The sequence below is a fragment of the Variovorax sp. 278MFTsu5.1 genome (assembly GCF_048305045.1).
Lineage (GTDB): Bacteria > Pseudomonadota > Gammaproteobacteria > Burkholderiales > Burkholderiaceae_C > Variovorax > Variovorax guangxiensis.
The window spans coordinates 2565204-2583191 of sequence record NZ_CP157622.1 but is presented as its reverse complement, the minus strand read 5'-3'; the positions used below and the strand labels follow the sequence as shown (position 1 = coordinate 2583191).

Below are 17988 nucleotides of genomic sequence, written 5' to 3'. Positions count from 1 at the left end.
ACTGGAACTGCCCTCGCCGTGCGCCTTGCGGCATGCAAAGCCTTGGGATTATAGCCCGACCGCCCCGCCCGGCCCTTTTACCCCCTTGGAAGCACGGGCAGGCCTCCCGTCGAGCGACGCCAGCCCCACCGCGCCCAGCACGCAGGCCGCCCCGCCGATCTGCGCCGCGCTGATGCTCTCGCCCAGCCACAGCGCCGCCAGCACCAGCGCCGAGACCGGCAGGACGGCCGTGAACAGCGCCGCCTCTGCCCCGTTCAGCCGGGAAGACCCGGCAAACCACAGTACGAAGCCCAGCACCGTGGGCACCAGCGCGTAGTAGGCGACGCCGGCCAGCGCCTCGGCGGGCAAAGGCCGCTCCCAGGCCCGCTCGAAAAGAGCCGGAGCCAGCGAAAGCAACAGCCCGAACGCCGTCATCAGCGTCGAAAGCGCCAGCGGCCGCACCGGAACCCGCAGCCGCTTGTTGAGCAGGATGAACATCGCCTCGCAGATCACCGCACCCAGCACCAGCAGGTTGCCTGCCAGCGCCGCCGGGGAGCTCGATCCCGCCGCCGCACCGCCCCCGGGCCAGCTGATCGCCAGCACCCCGACCGTCGCCAGCACGATGCTGCCCACCAGATACCGCCCCGGCCGCTCGCGCAGCGCGATCACCGCCACCAGCGCAGCTACCGCCGGCAAGGTGCCCGCCACCACGCCCGCGCTGGCGGCCGGCGCCCAGCGCACGCCGAGGATCAGCAGCACCGTGTAACCCACGCTCCCCAGCCCCGCCTGGCACACGAGCAGCGCCAGGTCGCGCCGATCGGGCCGCGGCCATGGCGTACGGGTCAACCGCAGCAGCACGAGAAAGACCGGCAGCGCCAGCGCGAAGCGCAGCGCCGTCGCGGTGAAAGGCGGCAGCCCCGCCGCGATGACCTTGCTGGCCACCACCGTGCTCCCGACCGTGACCATTGCCAGCGCACAAAGCGCCATGCCCTTGAACCGTTGCGACATCCCGGACCTTCCGCCTTCGTGGAGAAAAGCCCGAGCTTCGCGGCCCGGCCGCGCCGCGTATTGAACGAAATTGCAGCCGGCCGACCGGCCGTGTTGCAGCCGGTGTTACTTCTGCCGCGCCAGCCAGTCGCGCAGCCGCTCCACGCCTTTCACCAGCCGCTGCGGATCCTTCGACGCAAAGCACCAGCGCAGCCAGCCCTGCGCCTCGGGCGCGAAGGCATTGCCCGGCGCGAGCCCCAGGCCGGCCTCGGCCACCAGCCGCTTGGCCACTTCGAGCGAGTCGCCGAAGCCTTCGAGCCGGAAGAAGGCGTACATGCCGCCCTTGGCCGGCGCCACCTGCACGCCCGGCAGCGCGGCCAGCAGCGGCACCAGCGTGTCGCGGCACTGCTTCAGGTGCGCCACCACGCGCGGCGTGATCTCGGCCGTGTGCTCGATGGCGGCAATGGCTGCGCGCTGCGTGAACACGCTGACGCACGAGGTGTTGAACTCGATCAGCTTGCCGATGCCATCGACCATCGACGGCGGCAGCACCAGCCAGCCGAGGCGCCAGCCGGTCATCAGGAAGCTCTTCGAGAAGCTGTGCGTGACCACGAGCCGGTCGTCCGGCTTCGAGATGTCGAGGAAGCTCGGCGCGCAGGCGTTGGGCGTGGGCTCGAAATAGAGCCGCTCGTACACCTCGTCGGCCAGGATCCACGTGCCCGTCTGGCGGCAGTGGTCGAGCACGGCCTGCTGCTCGTCGCGGCTCATGGTCCAGCCCGTCGGGTTGTTCGGCGCGTTGACGATCAGCAGCCTGGTCTTCGAGGTGACCGCCGCGCGCAGCGCCTGCAGGTCGAGCGTCCACTGCCCGTTCACCGGCACCAGCGGCAGCGTGCGCACGTGCGCGCCCATGATCGCGGGCTGCGCCGTGAGGTTGGGCCACACCGGCGTGACGGCGACCACCTCGTCGCCCGCGTCGACCAGCGCCTGCACCGCCAGCATCAGCGCGCTCACGCCACCCGAAGTGACGGCGATGCGCGACGCCTCGACGGCGGGGTGCAGCGCGCTGGTGTAGCGCGCGATGGCTTCGCGCAGCTCGGGCAGGCCGAGGTTGTGGGCGTAGAAGGTCTCGCCACGCTGCAGCGATTCGATGGCCGCCTGGCGGACCACCTCGGGGGTGACTTCGTCGCTCTCGCCGAACCAGAAGGCCAGCACGTCGTCGCGGCCCATGCCGGCATTGGCGACTTCGCGGATTTTCGATGCTTCGAGGTTGTGGATGGCTTCACGCATGTAGGCAGTTCCTGTTGTTCGTCATCAGCTTCAAGGTCTCTTCATCTTGCACGAGGTCGGCAGCTCGGCGCGCTCCGGGGCGATGGTCTTGACCACGCGGAAGCCGTAGCCCGAGCCTTCCACGTCGAACTGCACGCCCGGCCGGCCCTGCCTGTCCATCACGCCCACCACGAGCTGCTGCTGGAACTGGTGGTCCGCCGCGCGCATGCGCCCGCGCTGGCCGTACATGCTCACGTCGGCCTGCTCCAGGGCGCGCGCCACGGGCAACGCATCGGCGCTGCCAGCGCGCTCGATGGCCTGCGCGAGCGCCTCGACCATGAGCTGCAGCCGCATATGCACGTAGTCGTCGGAAGGCTTCGGAAAGCGCGCGCGGAAGGCGCGGTAGAAGGCTTCCGACTGCGCCGTCTGCACATTGGGCAGCCAGTCGGCCACGGCCACCACGCGGCCGATGCCCGCGTCTGCGATGGCCGCCGGCGCGCCCAGCGCATTGCCATAGAAGGTGTAGAAGCTGCCGCCGAAACCCGCCTCGCGAGCGGCCTTCACCAGCAGCGTGAGGTCGTTGCCCCAGTTGCCGGTGATCACGGCCTGCGCACCGCTGGCGATGATCTTCGTGGCGTAGGGCGAGAAGTCCTTCACCTTGCCCATGGGATGCAGTTCGTCGCCGACGATCTCCACGTCGGGCCGCTGCGCGCCGAGCTGGCGGCGCGCCTCGCGCAGCACGGCCTGGCCGAAGCTGTAGTCCTGCCCGATCAGGTAGGCGCGCTTGAGCGACGCGTCGTCCTTCATCACGTCCATCAGCGCGGCCATGCGCATGTCGGCGTGTGCGTCGAAGCGGAAGTGCCAGAAGCTGCAGCGCTCGTTGGTGAGCGCCGGATCGACCGCCGCATAGTTGAGGAAGATCGCGCGCCGCGAGGGATCGCGCTCGTTGTGCTTGTCGATGGCATCGACGAGTGCCGCAGCGGTGGCCGACGAGTTGCCCTGCAGCACGATGCGCGCGCCGTCGTCGAGCGCGGCGCGCAGCGCGGAAAGCGCTTCCTCGTTCTGTCCCTTGCTGTCGTAGCGATCGAGCTGCAGCGGCCGCGCACCTCCAGCGACGCCGGGCAGCCTGATGCCGCCACGCGCATTCACGCGCTCCACGGCCCACAGCAGGTTGCGGAAGACGGCCTCGCCGGTGTTGGCGAAGGGCCCGCTCATGCTTTCGATGAGTGCGAGCCGGATGGGCGCGACAGGCGCCGAAGCTGCAGCCTGCGCAAGCGCCGCGAAGGGCTTCGCGCATAGCGCCAGCGCCGCGAATTTCAAGGTCTCGCGGCGCAAATTAAAGGGGGGATGCATTGTCTTGAAACGCGTGCCGCTGCGCCTAGATGAGGTCTCAAGCGGCACTCACGATGGAACGGCCGCGCAGTGTAAGGGACACACATTCCTTGTCCCCATTGTGTTCACTCAGGAGTTCTCACATGTTTTTCGCCCCCACCCTTCGCACCGCCCGCTTCGCACCCCGCGCCTATGACCGTTCGTTCGAACGCTTCGTGAACGAAGCCTTCGCCGGTGCACGCCGCTCGCCGCTCGTGGAGCAGGACGACAAGAGCTGGACCCTCTCGCTCGACGTGCCGGGCTTCGCTCGCGAAGACCTCGCCATCAGCATCGAAGGCGCCGTGCTGCGCATCGAGAGCAAGGCCGAAGCCAAGCGCCAGTTCAAGGCCGCCTACGAGTTGCCGCAGGACATCGACGTGGCCGCCAGCGAGGCGAAGCTCGAGAACGGCGTGCTTACGCTGAAGCTCGGCAAGCTGGTGCCGGTGAGCCAGGCCACGCAGTTGCAAATCAACTAAACAGGCCTAAGCCCACAAGAGGAAAATGTTAGTAAGACCTCGTTTTTGACATTAAACGAGCACCTTATTCACAATAGCGCTGGATTAACGTCACATGATGTGACGTTTTTTTAGAACTTTCTTCTTCGTGGGCGTCTTGTAAACGCACTGATTTCCCGACGGTGCGGTTCGGGTGCCCCCTCAAGGCACCATGAAAACTCATCTGCAGCCCGCAAATCCCAACGAACAATCCGACACGCTCCTGGTGTTCCTGCCGGGCGCGTACCTCAAGCCCGACGAGTTCGAGCGCGAGGGCTTCATCGCCGCCGTGCGCGAACGCCACTTGGCGGCCGATGCGCTATTGGTGGACGCGGACGTCTCCTACTACTACGAGCAGACCCTGAGCGACCGCCTGCACACCGAGGTCATCGAGCCGCAGCGCGCCAAGGGCTACAAGTCGATCTGGCTCGTGGGCATCTCCATCGGCGGCTTCGGTGCGCTGATCCACGAACTGGCGCGGCCGGGCTCGGTGGACGGCATCGTGGCGCTCGCGCCCTACCTGGGCCGGCGCGTGCTCGGCGCGGAGATCAAGAAGGCCGGCGGCCTGCGTGCCTGGCAGGCGCCTACCGGTCCGCTGCCCGACGAGGAACCCGACCGCAAGCTCTGGCCCTTCTTCCAGCAGTACCTGTCGGCAAAGCCGTCGAAGAACCTGCCGCGGCTCTACCTGGGCTTCGGGCTGGAAGACCGCTTCGCGAGCAACCACAAGCTGCTGGCAGACGCCCTGCCGCCGGAGCAGGTCTTCACGATCGAGGGCGGCCACGACTGGCCGCAATGGCGCCAGCTCTGGCGCAATGTGCTGGACGTGTTGCCGCTGCCGGCCGTCGGCCGGCCGTCTAAGCAAACGATTACGCAGTCTCAGGTAGCGCCGTCTCAGGCACCGAAAGCGACGCCATGGGCCATCGCGGCCTGACGTCGAACGCATAGCGCTCGCTCGCCTGCGACAGCCCCGACTGCAGGCGCATCGCGGCGGCCATGGCGATCATGGCGCCGTTGTCGGTGCACAGGTGCAGCTCGGGGTAGTGCACGCGCACCTTGCGCCTGGCGCACGCGGCGTTCAGTTGCTCGCGCAGGCTCCTGTTGGCCCCCACGCCACCCGCCACCACCAGCCGCTTCAGGCCGGTCTGGTCGAGCGCCGCGAGCGATTTCTTCAACAGCACCTCGACGATGGCCGCCTGCGTGGACGCCGCCAGGTCCGCCTTGCGCGCTCCCAGTTCGTCGCCCAGCTTCCTGGCCTGCGTGAGCACGGCCGTCTTCAGGCCGGCGAAGGAAAAATCGAGATCGCCGCTGTGCAGCAGCGGCCGCGGCAGCTTGAAGGCCGCGGCATCGCCGCCTTCCGCCAGCTTCGCGAGCCAAGGCCCGCCCGGGTACGGCAGGCCCATCAGCTTGGCGCTCTTGTCGAAGGCCTCGCCGGCCGCGTCGTCGATGGTCTCGCCGAGCAGCTCGTAGCGCCCCACGCCATCCACCCGCATCAGCTGCGTGTGGCCGCCTGACACCAGCAGCGCGACGAACGGAAATTCCGGCGAATCGGCGCTCAGGAACGGCGACAGCAGATGCCCTTCGAGGTGATGCACCCCCAGCACCGGCTTGCCCAGCGCCACGCCCAGCGCGCAGGCCACGCCCGCGCCCACCAGCAGTGCACCCGCCAGCCCAGGCCCGCGCGTGTAGGCCACTACGTCGATCTCGCCGAGCGAGCGGCCGGCTTCGGCCATGACCGTCTCGGTCAGCGGCAGCACGCGGCGGATGTGGTCGCGGCTGGCCAGCTCGGGCACCACGCCGCCGTAGGCCTGGTGCATGGCGATCTGGCTGTGCAGCGCGTGCGAACGCAGCACCGGCAGCGCGTCGCCTTGCGACTCGACCAGCGCCACGCCGGTTTCATCGCAGGATGATTCGATTCCCAACAAGAGCATGCCGCCGAGTGTAGGCGGCGCCCCCTGGCCGGCGCCCGCGAAGGGGCAAACGGCACGGATGTTGCAGTGACGCTCTCGAGAACCGCCCCACCATGAAATCCGGACTGTGCTTCCTCATCGCCGCCCGCCGCTGCGAAATCGACGAGCTGGACCGGCTCGCCCGCACCAGCGAGCTGGTGGGCGTGATCGGCCGGCTGGTCCATGCGCTGCAGCGCGAGCGCGGCATGTCGAACATGTTCCTCACCTCGCGCGGCAGCCGCTTCGCCGAGCAGCGCGGCCCGCAGATCGCCGAGTGCCTCGTGCTGGAGCAGGAAGTGCGAGCCGGCTTCGACCAGCTCGAAGCCGACAACTACCACCGTGGTGCCGACGCCGGCAACAACGCGCGCCTCTTCAGCCGCATCGCCTGGGTGCTGCCGGGCCTGGACGCCCTGCCCGCCCTGCGCCGCCGCATCGACGCGCTGGAGCTGAAGCCCGCCCAGTCCACCGCCGCCTTCGCCAAGCTGGTCGCCGGCCTGCTCTCGGTGGTGTTCGAGGCGGCCGACGGCGCCACCGACCCCGAGATCTCGCGCCTGCTGGTGGCGATGTTCAACTTCATGCAGGGCAAGGAGTTCGCCGGCCAGGAGCGCGCCTTCGGCGCCGCAGCGCTCGCGCTGGGCCGCAGCGACGAGGCGCAGCGCCTGCAGTGGCTGCACCTGATCGAATCGCAGGAACGCTGCTTCCAGGTTTTCACCGACTTCTCGGGCGAGGCGGTGCTCGCGCTCTGGCGCGACAGCCAGCCCGACGCCGAGGTGGCCGAGCTCGAACGCATCCGCCGGCGCGGCGGCATCGCGGCGCCGGCCGACGTGCCGCTGAGCCAGGCCTGGTTCGACTGCTGCACCCGCCGCATCGACGCCATGAAGACCGTCGAGGACCGCCTCGCCTGCGACCTGCGCACGCTGTGCGAGCACAAGACTGCGCAGGCCCGCAGCGAACTGCGCGAATACCGCCAGTTGCTGGACACGCTCACGCCGCAGGCCGGCGCCCTCTTCTTCGACGACGCCGACGCGCAGGCGGCCGCACCTGCCCAGTTCGGCCGACACCTGGAGCGCTCGGTGCTGGACATGGTCCGCGAGCAGTCGCAGCGCCTGCAGGCCATGAGCGACGAGCTCGAAACCGTGCGCGCATCGCTCAACGAACGCAAGGTCGTCGAGCGCGCCAAGGGCCTCTTGATGGCGCACCGCCGCCTCAGCGAGGAAGAGGCGCACAAGATGCTGCGCCAGACCGCCATGAACCAGAAGCGCAGGCTGGTGGACGTGGCCGAGTCGATGCTCGCGATGGCCGACTACCTGCCCATGCTCGACCGCGCACCGCCGCGCTGAGGCAACCGTGGCGGGCAATGCCGTTCAACTTGGTGCACTGCACAACAACCGTGCCAACCGCGCCCGCCGGCCCTGTACGTACGAAAGGCCCCTGCCCCGCGATCCTCGGCCACGCGCAGCTACTTTCCTGATAGCAGCCCCGGCTTCCGAAGGCTGGCACACCGCTTGCAAGCGAAAGTTTCGCAGGCCCCGAAGGCCTTCAGGCAGGCGGCACCCAACGGCGGGTGCTTCCCACCGAAACCGGACAAAGGCGTCCCCATCCCGCAAGGGCTCGTTTTCGAGCAGCCCGTGCGTGGTGCGGACGCCTTTTCGTTTTTGTCTTTCTTCTTTGTTGTTTGTCTTCAACCGGAGCCCGCCCCATGACCGACCTGCTCAAAACCCGCCTCAGCCGACGCCGCGTGCTGCAAGCCGCTGCCATCGGCGCCGCCGGCATCGACCCCGCCCTGCGCGCGGCCGTCTGGGCCCAGGGCTCGGACAAGCCCGAGAAGGAGGAAGTGAAGATCGGCTTCATCCCGCTGACCGACTGCGCCAGCGTGGTGATGGCCTCGGTGCTGGGCATCGACAAGAAGTACGGCGTGAAGATCGTGCCCAGCAAGGAAGCCAGCTGGGCCGGCGTGCGCGACAAGCTGGCCAACGGCGAGCTCGACTTCGCCCACGTGCTCTACGGCCTGGTCTACGGCATGCACCTGGGCCTGGGCGGCCCTAAGAAGGACATGGCCGTGCTCATGACCCTCAACAACAACGGCCAGGCCATCACGCTGTCGAAGAAGCTCGCCGACAAGGGCGCGGTGGACGCCGCCTCGCTCGCCAAGCTCATCGCCGCCGAGAAGCGCGAATACACCTTCGCCCAGACCTTCCCCACCGGCACGCACGCCATGTGGCTGTACTACTGGCTCGCATCGGCCGGCATCGACCCGTTCAAGGACGTGAAGAACATCACCGTGCCGCCTCCGCAGATGGTCGCCAACATGCGCGTGGGCAACATGGACGGCTACTGCGTGGGCGAGCCCTGGGGCCAGCGCGCGATCATGGACGGCATCGGCATCACGGCCATCACCACGCAGGACATCTGGAAGGACCACCCCGAGAAGGTGCTGGGCACCACGGCCGAGTTCGCGAAGAAGTACCCGAACACCGCGCGCGCCGTGACCGCCGCCATCCTCGAGGCCGGCAAGTGGATCGACACCGGCCTGCAGAACAAGAACAAGATGGCCGAGACCATCGCCGACAAGAGCTACGTCAACACCAGCGTGGACGCCATCAACCAGCGCATCCTGGGCCGCTACACCAACGGCCTGGGCAAGAGCTGGGACGACCCCAACCACATGAAGTTCTACAACGGCGGCGCCGTGAACTTCCCGTACCTGTCGGACGGCATGTGGTTCCTCACGCAGCACAAGCGCTGGGGCCTGCTGAAGGAGCACCCCGACTACCTGAAGGTGGCCACCGAGATCAACCGCATCGACATCTACAAGCAGGCCGCCGCCGCCACGCAGACGCCGGTGCCCAAGGACGCGATGCGCAGCAGCAAGCTCTTCGACGGCTCCGTCTGGGACGGCAAGGACCCGAAGAAGTACGCCGAATCCTTCAAGCTCCATGCATAGGGAGAACACCATGGTCAGCGCAGTCTTCCACTCGCCGCTCGATGTGGCCGCCGCGCAGGCGGCGCCCTCCGCCCCGGCCAAGGCGGCCGCCTCCAAGCTGGCCACGCCCCAGCCGGCTCCCACCCCTGCACCCGAACCAAGGGCGCGCGCGCCCATCGACCTGCGCGCCTTCTGGATGCGCGTGCTGCCGCCGCTGGCGGGCTTCGGCCTGCTGCTGCTGATCTGGGAGGTGGTGGCCATGAAGAGCACCACCGGCTTCCCGACGCCCGCGGCCACCTGGCAGCAGGCGGTGACGGTGTTCAGCGACCCGTTCTACAGCAAGGGCCCCAACGACCAGGGCGTGGGCTGGAACGTGCTCTCGTCCCTGCAGCGCGTGGCGCTGGGCTTCGGCCTCGCGGCGCTGGTGGGCATTCCGGCGGGCTTCGCCATCGGGCGCTTCGAGTTCCTCTCGCGCATGTTCAACCCGCTCATCAGCCTGCTGCGCCCGGTCTCGCCGCTGGCCTGGCTGCCCATCGGCCTGCTGGTGTTCAAGGGCGCCAACCCGGCCGCCATCTGGACCATCTTCATCTGCTCGATCTGGCCGATGGTCATCAACACCGCCGTGGGCGTGCAGCGCGTGCCCACCGACTACATGAACGTGGCCAAGGTGCTGAACCTCAGCGAATGGAAGATCCTCACCAAGATCCTGTTCCCCGCCGTGCTGCCCTACATGCTGACCGGCGTACGGCTGGCCGTGGGCACCGCCTGGCTGGTGATCGTGGCCGCCGAGATGCTCACCGGCGGCGTGGGCATCGGCTTCTGGGTGTGGGACGAATGGAACAACCTCAACGTCGCCAACATCATCATCGCGATCTTCGTGATCGGCATCGTGGGCCTGGTGCTGGAGTTCGCGCTCATCAAGCTGGCGACGGCCTTCACCTTCGACGAAGTGAAGGGCTGAGCTGAAGACAGATTCGGACAGCCGAACGCAGAAATCGCAAGGGTTCCGCGAAGGTCGCAGAAGAGAAACAAAAAATCTTCGGTCTTCCTTCTGCGACTTCTGCGTAGTTTTTGACTTTCTTCTGCGTTCTGTCCCCGCATTCAGGAGCACACATCATGAACGACACCAAGTACATCGAGATCCACGGCGTCGAGCAGGCCTTCAAGACGCCCAAGGGCCGCTTCGTCGCGTTGCGCGACGTGAACCTGAACGTGGCCAAGGGCGAGTTCATCACGCTCATCGGGCACTCGGGCTGCGGCAAGTCGACGCTGCTGAACCTGATCGCCGGGCTCACTACGCCCACCGAGGGCGCACTGCTGTGCGCCAACAAGGAGATCAAGGGCCCCGGCCCCGAGCGCGCGGTGGTGTTCCAGAACCACTCGCTGCTGCCCTGGCTCACCTGCTTCGAGAACGTCTACCTCGCGGTCGAGCGCGTTTTCGCGGCCACCGAGAGCAAGGCGCAGCTTCGCGCACGCACCGACGCCGCGCTGGCGCTGGTGGGCCTCACGCCCGCCGCGCAGAAGCGCCCCGGCGAAATCTCCGGCGGCATGAAGCAGCGCGTAGGCATCGCGCGCGCGCTGTCGATGGAGCCCAAGGTGCTGCTGATGGACGAGCCCTTCGGCGCGCTCGACGCCCTCACCCGCGCCAAGCTGCAGGACGAGCTGCTGGCCATCGTGCAGAAGACGCACAGCACCGTCGTCATGGTCACGCACGACGTGGACGAGGCCGTGCTGCTGAGCGACCGCATCGTGATGCTCACCAACGGCCCGGCCGCCACCATCGGCGACGTGCTGTCGGTGGACATTCCCCGCCCGCGCAATCGCGTGGAGCTGGCGGAAGACCCGGTCTACGTGCACGCGCGCAAGGCGGTGATCGACTTCCTCTACACGCGCCAGGCGCACGTGGAGAAGGTCGCGGCCTGACGCAGACCGAGCGCCGGCACCGGAGGCGTCACGACATGATGACCTGGAGGCTGTGCTCGTACGACGCCGTGAGGCGTTCGAAGGTGTCGACCAGCGCCTCGCTGGAACGCACCAGCGTGGCGCGGCCATCGGCGCTGTCCAGCGCCTGCACGCCGCCGACCAGCCGCAACCATTCGTCGCGAGCGCTCGCCAGCGCGGCGCGGATCTCTGCGGTGCTCAGCGGCGCGCGCTCCAGTTCGAGCAGCGCGGCCTCGAACTCGGCCATGGTCGGCACCAGCCGCGCCTTGGCCGCTTCTTCCTTCAGCGCCGCCGCGAGCAGCGAGTCCTTCGCGAGCCGCTGCGCACGCATGCGCTGCCGCCCGCAGATGTTGACGATGCGCAGCGCGCGGCGCGCGCCCGAGGTTTCCAGCGCCTCGGTCAGCGCCTCAGCGGCGCCCAGCAGCACTTCGGCGCGCTGGTCAATGTCGGCCAGCCCTGTAGCAGTCGGTTTCGCCGTGAGCGCATCGGCCAGCCCGCTCCACGCGGCCTGCGCCTGCGCGAGCGCCTCGACGCCGGCAGCACCAAGCCCGAGGGCCGCCAGATGATCCAGGTTCTGCTGCACACGCTCGGAAGACTGCGTGCGCAGCAGCCGGGCGCGCTGCGCGTCGATGCCGCCCAGCAGCTGCGCCGCCACGCGCACCAGCCGCTGCGAGAGCATGCGCAGCTGCCCGGCGCGGTTGATGGCGTCCGCCCACTGCGCGGCCTCTATCACCGAGCGCGACACCTCTCCGAGCCGCAGGTTCGCGTGCATCGCGGCACCGCGCAGCAGGCCGAAGGCTTCGTCCTCGCCGATGCCGCGCGCGGACATCAGCAGGCCCTTGGCGCGATCGACCCACTTGCGCTCGTCCATGCGGGTGCGCAGGTTCTCCAGTTCGGTGCGCAGCGCGGCTTCGCGCTGCCAGCGGGAGCGCGCACGCGCGATCACTGCGGCGAGCGATCCGGCATCGACGGTGCCGGCCGGCATCCAGGCATGCACGCCGAGTGCGACCAGTTCCTCGTGCTGCGCGGCGCTCAGCGGCTCGCTGACAAGGCTCAGCGCGCACGGTGGCACGCCAGCCCAGCTGTGCAAGGTGTCGAACAGCGCGGGCGTAGGCAGAGGCAGGAAGATCAGCGCCTGCCGAGGGGAAAGCGCCTCGACCTGCCGCGCGAAGCCGGCGCAATCGGCAACACCGAGCACATCGATTCCCGCACCGGACAGGGCCTTCGCCAGCGCCTCTGGCAGCACGAGGCCGGCGGTTTCATCGGGCAGGACAACGAGAAGGGACATCGTGGAAAAGAAACGGTGCGGGAGCGCACCGCGAGCATAGGCCACGCCCGCGTGAATCCGCAGGCACGCCTCTTGCATGAAACAGGGCGCGGTGTAACGAAGCACCGCTTTGGTGAAGAGGCTGCAGGCTCCTGCATCCGGCCCGGCAACGCACATGCCGCGCGCACCCCCACGTCGACAGCGTCCGCTGCCGGCACTCCGCTCCCAACCCCGTCCGTCGACACGGCCTCCCCAGGGCCGCGCCGCGGCTTTTTGCATCTTTGAACGCCATGTCAGGTTTCAGGAATTTCTTGCAGTCAGGCCACAGTCCGACACTGTTCGCGGCCTTCCTGTACTTCTCGTTCTCCTGCTGCATCTGGGTGCTCAACGGCGCCATGGCGCCCTTCATCGGCGAAACCTTCAGCCTCTCGCCGGCGCAGAAGGGCCTGATGCTGTCGGTGCCGATCATCGCGGGCGCGCTCATGCGCTTTCCGCTGGGCATCCTGTCGCAGTACATCGGGCGCAAGAAGGCCACGCTGGTGGAGATGGCGCTGATCGCGGTGGCGATGCTCTTCGGCTTCTTCTTCGTGAAGAGCTTCAACGACCTGCTCGCCATGGGCGTGCTGCTGGGCATCGCGGGCGCTAGCTTCGGCGTGGCGCTGTCGCTGGGCTCGGGCTGGTTCCCGCCGCAGCACAAGGGCCTGGCCATGGGCCTGGTGGGCGCGGGCAACGTGGGCACTGCCGTGTCGGTGCTGGTGGCGCCGCCGCTGGCCAACTGGCTGGGCTGGCAGGCGGTGTACGGCGTGGCCGCCGTCGCCATCCTGATTCCGATGGTGGTGATGGTGCTCTTCGCCAAGGAGCCGCCGGACGTGAACGCGCATTCGAGCTTCCGCGAGCACATCGCCTGCCTGTTCGAGAAGGACGGCTGGGTGTTCAGCCTGATCTACGGCGTGACCTTCGGCGGCTTCATCGGCCTCACGACCTTCCTGCCCTCCTACTACTACGACCAGTTCGGCGTGAGCAAGGTGCAGGCCGGCCAGCTGACCATGCTCGCGGCCTTCATGGGCGCGGCGGTGCGCGTCGCGGGCGGCTGGATCTCCGACCGCTGGGGCGGCGTCAACACCCTCACGGTGGTGCTGCTGGTGGTGACCGCCAGCCTGGTGCTGGTGGGGGTCTCGTCGGCCTCGCTGGCCGTGACCACGCTGGCGCTGATTGTCTGCTTCGCAGCGCTGGGCGCGGGCAACGGCGCGCTGTTCCAGCTGGTGCCGCTGCGCTGGCCCGCGAGCACCGCGGTGGCCGGCTCCATGATCGGCGAGATCGGCGCCCTGGGCGGCGGCCTCGTGCCCAACGCCATGGGCCTGTCGAAGCAGTACCTGGGCAGCTACCTCTGGGGCTTCATCTTCTTCGCGGTGCTCTCGCTCGTGATGCTGGGCGTGATGCGCGTAATGCAGATCCGCTGGACCCGCACCTGGGCCGAGAAGGGTGGCCGTGCGCGCATCGCGCCGGCACATGCTTCGCCCGCAGTCAACAACACGCGGAAGGCTGCCCGGTCATGAACCGCCCGGCCCGCCTCCGCTCATCGTGGCAAGAACAGGAGCCACACGATCAACAGGAGGTTGAACAGCACCGACACGCCCAGCGCCAGCTGGTAGAGCGCGAGCGGGTCGCGGCGGATCAGCGGCGTGGCGGCGGGCGCGTTCACCGGGCGGGATGCACCGCGTTCGAGCGCGAGCAGCAGCTCCTCGGCGGTTTCGAAGCGTTCTCGCGGATCGCGCGCGACGGCCTTGCGCACCAGGTGGTCGAGCCAGATGGGCACGTCGGGCCGCAACCGCGAGAGCGCAACCGGGTCGCGCCGGTAGCGCGCCACCTGGTAGGGCTCGATCTCGCCGTAGGGCAGATGGCCGGTGAGCCACTGGTAGAGCGTGACGCCGAGCGCGAACAGGTCGCTGCCCGCGTCGGCCGTGCCGCCCTCCTCCCACTGCTCGGGGTTGATGTAGCTGGGCGTGCCGGCATGCAGCTCGCGCTGGGCCGCACCCTCTCTGCCCGACAGCGCCACGCCCAGGTCGAGGATGCGCCAGCGCCCGTCCTCGCCCAGGTGCAGGTTGCCGGGCTTGACGTCGCGGTGGATCACGCCCTGGCGGTGCAGCCTGCCGAGCGCGCGGCTGAGCTCGATGGCGGCGGCCACCACTTCGGGCACCGCGCCGCGCGGGTTGGCCTTGCGCAGCTGCTCGAGCGTGCGCCCGCCGTGCCAGTCGAACACGACGTACAGCGCGCTCGCGTCCGCGGCGCGCTCATGCACGCGGACGAAACCGTTGCCGCCCACGCGCAGCCCCAGCCAGGCCTCGTGGGCCAGCATCGCGCGCTCCTGCGGATCGCCGGCGCGCGAGGGGTGCAGCGTCTTCAGCGCGACCAGCTCGCGCGTGGCCGGATGGCGCGCCTGGTACAGCAGGTGCACGCCGGTGTCGGCCACAAGCGCGGTGATGGCGTAGCCGTCGAGCACCTCGCCCACCTTCAGGGCGGGCGGCGGCGCGAGACGGCGGCCGTCGCCGAGTTCGTCGTCGAGCTGGCGGGCGTCCAAACCCACGACACGGATGACCAGCGCGGTCGCGTTGTCGCGCGTGCCGGCGTCGAGCGCCGCATGCACCAGCGCCTCGCTGGCGGCCTCGGCGTCGTCGCCCTGCAGGGCCAGCGCGGCCACCTGCTGGGGCTTGAGCACGCCGTGCACGCCGTCGGAGGTGAGCACGAAGCAGTCGCCCACGCGAACGTCGCCCTGCACATAGTCGACGCGCACCTGGTCGTCCAGGCCGATGGCGCGCGTCAGGCGGCTGCGCATGTCGGGATGGTCGAAGGCATGGTCCTGCGTGAGCGGCACGGCCGCTTCGCCGCCGGCACGCACGCGCCAGGCGCGGGTGTCGCCGACGTGCGCCAGCGTGTAGCCCTGGCCGTGCAGCACCAGCGCGGTGAGCGTGGTCAGCGCCGTGCCGCCTTCCTCGCTGCTCCTGCTCTGGCGGCGGCGGTTGTGGTCGGCCAGCCAGCCGTTCTGCGCGGCGACCAGCCGGTCGAGCGCGGCGGTCGGCTCCCAGGTGGCGGGCGTGGCGAAGTAGTCGGCCAGAAGCCCCATCACCGTGGTCTGCGCCGCCTCGCGGCCCCGGCCTCCGCTGGACACGCCGTCGGCAATGGCCGCGATGAGCCCGCGTGCCTCGTCGCCGGGCGGCGCGTGCACCGCGCCGGCGAAGTCCTCGTTCACCTCGCGCGGTCCGCGACGGCTGCTGTAGCCGATGTCCACTTCAAAGCTCATGGCGCGATTCTGAACGCGCGCTGCGGGCGCAAGTCCGCTTGATTTCCCTGAAAGGTCCAGCCCCATGAAGAAAATGAAACTCGTGATGGTCGGCAACGGCATGGCCGGCGTGCGCACGCTCGAAGAGCTTCTGAAGATCGCGCCCGACCTGTACGACATCACCGTCTTCGGCGCGGAGCCGCATCCCAACTACAACCGCATCCTGCTGTCGCCGGTGCTCGCGGGCGAGCAGACGATCGACGAGATCGTGCTCAACAGCTGGGAGTGGTATGCCGAGAACAACATCACGCTGCACGCCGGCAAGAAGGTGGTGGAGGTCGACCGCGTGAAACGCATCGTGCGCGCCGAGGATGGCACCGAGGCCGCCTACGACCGCCTGCTGATGTGCACCGGCTCCAACCCCTTCATGCTGCCGGTGCCCGGCAAGGACCTGAAGGGCGTGATCGCCTACCGCGACATCGCCGACACAGACTACATGATCGAGACCGCGCGCACGCACAAGAACGCGGTGGTCATCGGCGGCGGCCTGCTGGGCCTGGAGGCCGCCAACGGCCTGATGCTGCGCGGCATGAACGTGACGGTGGTGCACGTCATGCCCTGGCTGATGGAGCGCCAGCTCGACGACGTGGCGGGCAAGCTGCTGCAGAAGTCGCTGGAAGACCGCGGCCTGAAGTTCATGATGGGCGCGCAGACGCAGGAGCTGGTGGGTGGAGAGGATGGCCGCGTGAAGGCCATCCGCTTCAAGGACGGCACCGAGACCGCCGCCGACCTGGTGGTGATGGCCGTGGGCATCCGCCCCAACGTGGAGCTGGCCGAGAAGATGCGGCTGCACTGCAACCGCGGCATCGTCGTCACCGACACCATGCAGACCGTGACCGACGCGCGCATCTACTCGGTGGGCGAATGCGCGGCGCACCGCGGCATCGCCTACGGGCTGGTGGCCCCGCTCTTCGAGCAGGCCAAGGTGGCGGCCAACCACCTGGCGCAGTTCGGCATCGGCCGCTACCTGGGCTCGCTCACCTCCACCAAGCTGAAGGTGACGGGCATCGACCTGTTCTCGGCCGGCGAGTTCATGGGCGGCGAAGGCACGGAGGAGATCGTCATGAGCGACCCCTTCGGCGGCGTCTACAAGAAGCTGGTCATCAAGGACGACAAGCTGGTGGGCGCCTGCCTCTACGGCGACACGGTGGACGGCAGCTGGTACTTCAAGCTGCTGCGCGACGGCCGCAGCGTGCATGACATCCGCGACAAGCTGATGTTCGGCGAATCGAACATCGGCGACACCGGCCACGAGGGCCACAACAAGGCCGCCACCATGCCCGACGACGCCGAGGTGTGCGGCTGCAACGGCGTGAACAAGGGCACCATCTGCAAGGCCATCAAGGAAAAGGGCCTGTTCACGCTCGACGAGGTGAAGAAGCACACCAAGGCCAGCGCGAGCTGCGGCTCGTGCACCGGGCTGGTCGAGCAGATCCTGATGTTCACCGCCGGCGGCGACTACTCGGCCACGCCCAAGAAGAAGGCGGTGTGCGGCTGCACCGACGTGAGCCACCAGGACGTGCGCGACGCCATCCGCAAGGAGCACTACCTGACGCACGACGAGGTCTACCGCAACCTCGGCTGGCGCACGCCCAACGGCTGCTCCACCTGCCGCCCGGCCATCAACTACTACCTGATCAGCACCTGGCCCAAGGAGGCGAAAGACGATCCGCAGAGCCGCTTCATCAACGAGCGCAGCCACGCCAACATCCAGAAGGACGGTACCTACTCCGTCATTCCGCGCATGTGGGGCGGCCACACCACGCCCGACGAGCTGCGCCGCATTGCCGACGCGGCCGACAAGTACAAGATCCCGACCGTCAAGGTCACGGGCGGCCAGCGCATCGACCTGCTGGGCGTGAAGAAGGAAGACCTGGAAGGCGTGTGGAAGGACATCGGCATGCCCAGCGGCTTCGCCTACGCCAAGTCGCTGCGCACGGTGAAGACCTGCGTGGGCAGCGAGTGGTGCCGCTTCGGCACGCAGGACAGCACGCAGATGGGCAAGGACCTGGAACGCGCGCTGTGGGCCATGTACTCGCCGCACAAGGTCAAGCTGGCCGTTTCTGGCTGCCCGCGCAACTGCGCCGAGGCCGGCATCAAGGACGTGGGCGTGATCGGCGTCGACTCCGGCTGGGAACTCTATGTGGGCGGCAACGGCGGCATCAAGACCGAGGTAGCGCAGTTCCTGGTGAAGGTGAAGACCGCCGCCGAGGTGATGGAGTACTCGGGCGCCTTCCTGCAGCTGTACCGCGAGGAAGGCTGGTACCTGGAACGCACGGTGCACTACATCGGCCGCGTGGGCCTGGACTACGTGAAGAAGAAGATCCTCGACGACGCCGAGGGCCGCAAGGCACTGTGGGAGCGCCTGCAGTTCGCGCTCGACGGCGAACCCGACCCGTGGTTCGAGTCGGCGCAGGCCTCGGTGGACGTGCGGCAGTTCACGCCGCTGACGGCGGCCGCCTGAACCGCAACAAGGA

14 protein-coding genes are annotated in these 17988 nt (G+C 68.5%); 8 read left to right on the top strand and 6 right to left on the bottom strand.

What is annotated here, in order from left to right; all coding sequences use genetic code 11:
- Positions 1-48: 48 nt before the first annotated feature.
- The 3 genes from ABL844_RS11675 to ABL844_RS11665 all read right to left on the bottom strand — a co-directional run bounded on the left by ABL844_RS11675 (position 49) and on the right by ABL844_RS11665 (position 3585).
- Complete coding sequence (locus ABL844_RS11675) at positions 49-987, bottom strand: DMT family transporter (RefSeq protein ID WP_418131350.1); 939 nt, start codon at positions 985-987, stop codon at positions 49-51.
- A 105-nt stretch (positions 988-1092) separates the two neighbouring features.
- On the bottom strand, positions 1093-2253 hold the full coding sequence (locus tag ABL844_RS11670) for a pyridoxal phosphate-dependent aminotransferase (protein ID WP_418131349.1): 1161 nt from the start codon (positions 2251-2253) through the stop codon (positions 1093-1095).
- Positions 2254-2283: 30 nt separating this feature from the next.
- Positions 2284-3585, bottom strand: coding sequence for a branched-chain amino acid ABC transporter substrate-binding protein (locus tag ABL844_RS11665; protein WP_418131348.1), 1302 nt, complete (start codon positions 3583-3585; stop codon positions 2284-2286).
- A gap of 122 nt (positions 3586-3707) precedes the next feature.
- Here ABL844_RS11665 and ABL844_RS11660 point away from each other — a divergent pair, with 122 nt between their 5' ends.
- Entirely contained in the window at positions 3708-4079 is a 372-nt protein-coding gene (locus ABL844_RS11660; RefSeq protein WP_019653399.1) for an Hsp20/alpha crystallin family protein, read from the top strand.
- A 190-nt stretch (positions 4080-4269) separates the two neighbouring features.
- A complete protein-coding gene (locus tag ABL844_RS11655; protein ID WP_184636532.1) occupies positions 4270-5028 on the top strand; it encodes an alpha/beta fold hydrolase in 759 nt (252 codons plus the stop codon).
- On the opposite strand, the gene tsaD is transcribed toward ABL844_RS11655, so the two are convergent.
- A complete protein-coding gene (gene tsaD, locus ABL844_RS11650) occupies positions 4964-6025 on the bottom strand; it encodes a tRNA (adenosine(37)-N6)-threonylcarbamoyltransferase complex transferase subunit TsaD (RefSeq protein ID WP_418131347.1) in 1062 nt (353 codons plus the stop codon). The two genes, ABL844_RS11655 and tsaD, sit on opposite strands and share 65 nt — an antisense overlap.
- A gap of 92 nt (positions 6026-6117) precedes the next feature.
- Here tsaD and ABL844_RS11645 point away from each other — a divergent pair, with 92 nt between their 5' ends.
- The 4 genes from ABL844_RS11645 to ABL844_RS11630 all read left to right on the top strand — a co-directional run bounded on the left by ABL844_RS11645 (position 6118) and on the right by ABL844_RS11630 (position 10889).
- Positions 6118-7383 carry a nitrate- and nitrite sensing domain-containing protein gene (locus ABL844_RS11645; RefSeq protein ID WP_418131346.1) on the top strand — a complete coding sequence of 422 codons (1266 nt, stop codon included), beginning with the start codon at positions 6118-6120 and terminating at the stop codon, positions 7381-7383.
- A 359-nt stretch (positions 7384-7742) separates the two neighbouring features.
- A complete protein-coding gene (locus ABL844_RS11640; protein ID WP_418131345.1) occupies positions 7743-8987 on the top strand; it encodes a CmpA/NrtA family ABC transporter substrate-binding protein in 1245 nt (414 codons plus the stop codon).
- A 10-nt stretch (positions 8988-8997) separates the two neighbouring features.
- Entirely contained in the window at positions 8998-9927 is a 930-nt protein-coding gene (gene ntrB / locus ABL844_RS11635; protein ID WP_418131344.1) for a nitrate ABC transporter permease, read from the top strand.
- Between the two features lie 152 nt (positions 9928-10079).
- A complete protein-coding gene (locus ABL844_RS11630; RefSeq protein WP_126018268.1) occupies positions 10080-10889 on the top strand; it encodes an ABC transporter ATP-binding protein in 810 nt (269 codons plus the stop codon).
- Positions 10890-10917: 28 nt separating this feature from the next.
- Here ABL844_RS11630 and ABL844_RS11625 read toward each other — a convergent pair whose 3' ends face one another.
- Complete coding sequence (locus tag ABL844_RS11625; RefSeq protein ID WP_418131343.1) at positions 10918-12195, bottom strand: ANTAR domain-containing response regulator; 1278 nt, start codon at positions 12193-12195, stop codon at positions 10918-10920.
- 269 nt (positions 12196-12464) lie between these two features.
- Here ABL844_RS11625 and ABL844_RS11620 point away from each other — a divergent pair, with 269 nt between their 5' ends.
- Positions 12465-13730, top strand: coding sequence for an MFS transporter (locus ABL844_RS11620; RefSeq protein WP_126018264.1), 1266 nt, complete (start codon positions 12465-12467; stop codon positions 13728-13730).
- A 20-nt stretch (positions 13731-13750) separates the two neighbouring features.
- Here ABL844_RS11620 and ABL844_RS11615 read toward each other — a convergent pair whose 3' ends face one another.
- A complete protein-coding gene (locus ABL844_RS11615) occupies positions 13751-15472 on the bottom strand; it encodes a bifunctional protein-serine/threonine kinase/phosphatase (protein ID WP_418131342.1) in 1722 nt (573 codons plus the stop codon).
- A 64-nt stretch (positions 15473-15536) separates the two neighbouring features.
- On the opposite strand from ABL844_RS11615, the gene nirB reads away from it, so the two are divergent.
- Positions 15537-17975, top strand: coding sequence for a nitrite reductase large subunit NirB (gene nirB, locus ABL844_RS11610; protein ID WP_369658648.1), 2439 nt, complete (start codon positions 15537-15539; stop codon positions 17973-17975).
- The last annotated feature ends 13 nt before the right edge of the window (positions 17976-17988 follow it).

Bases quoted from the DNA above. Each gene is read 5' to 3' on its own strand.
- ABL844_RS11655 (WP_184636532.1), top strand. From the start codon at position 4,270: ATGAAAACTCATCTGCAGCCCGCAAATCCCAACGAACAATCCGACACG.
- tsaD (WP_418131347.1), bottom strand. From the start codon at position 6,025: ATGCTCTTGTTGGGAATCGAATCATCCTGCGATGAAACCGGCGTGGCG.
- ABL844_RS11620 (WP_126018264.1), top strand. From the start codon at position 12,465: ATGTCAGGTTTCAGGAATTTCTTGCAGTCAGGCCACAGTCCGACACTG.
- ABL844_RS11660 (WP_019653399.1), top strand. From the start codon at position 3,708: ATGTTTTTCGCCCCCACCCTTCGCACCGCCCGCTTCGCACCCCGCGCC.
- ABL844_RS11675 (WP_418131350.1), bottom strand. From the start codon at position 987: ATGTCGCAACGGTTCAAGGGCATGGCGCTTTGTGCGCTGGCAATGGTC.
- ABL844_RS11670 (WP_418131349.1), bottom strand. From the start codon at position 2,253: ATGCGTGAAGCCATCCACAACCTCGAAGCATCGAAAATCCGCGAAGTC.
- nirB (WP_369658648.1), top strand. From the start codon at position 15,537: ATGAAGAAAATGAAACTCGTGATGGTCGGCAACGGCATGGCCGGCGTG.
- ABL844_RS11625 (WP_418131343.1), bottom strand. From the start codon at position 12,195: ATGTCCCTTCTCGTTGTCCTGCCCGATGAAACCGCCGGCCTCGTGCTG.
- ABL844_RS11640 (WP_418131345.1), top strand. From the start codon at position 7,743: ATGACCGACCTGCTCAAAACCCGCCTCAGCCGACGCCGCGTGCTGCAA.
- ABL844_RS11645 (WP_418131346.1), top strand. From the start codon at position 6,118: ATGAAATCCGGACTGTGCTTCCTCATCGCCGCCCGCCGCTGCGAAATC.
- ABL844_RS11665 (WP_418131348.1), bottom strand. From the start codon at position 3,585: ATGCATCCCCCCTTTAATTTGCGCCGCGAGACCTTGAAATTCGCGGCG.
- ABL844_RS11615 (WP_418131342.1), bottom strand. From the start codon at position 15,472: ATGAGCTTTGAAGTGGACATCGGCTACAGCAGCCGTCGCGGACCGCGC.
- ntrB (WP_418131344.1), top strand. From the start codon at position 8,998: ATGGTCAGCGCAGTCTTCCACTCGCCGCTCGATGTGGCCGCCGCGCAG.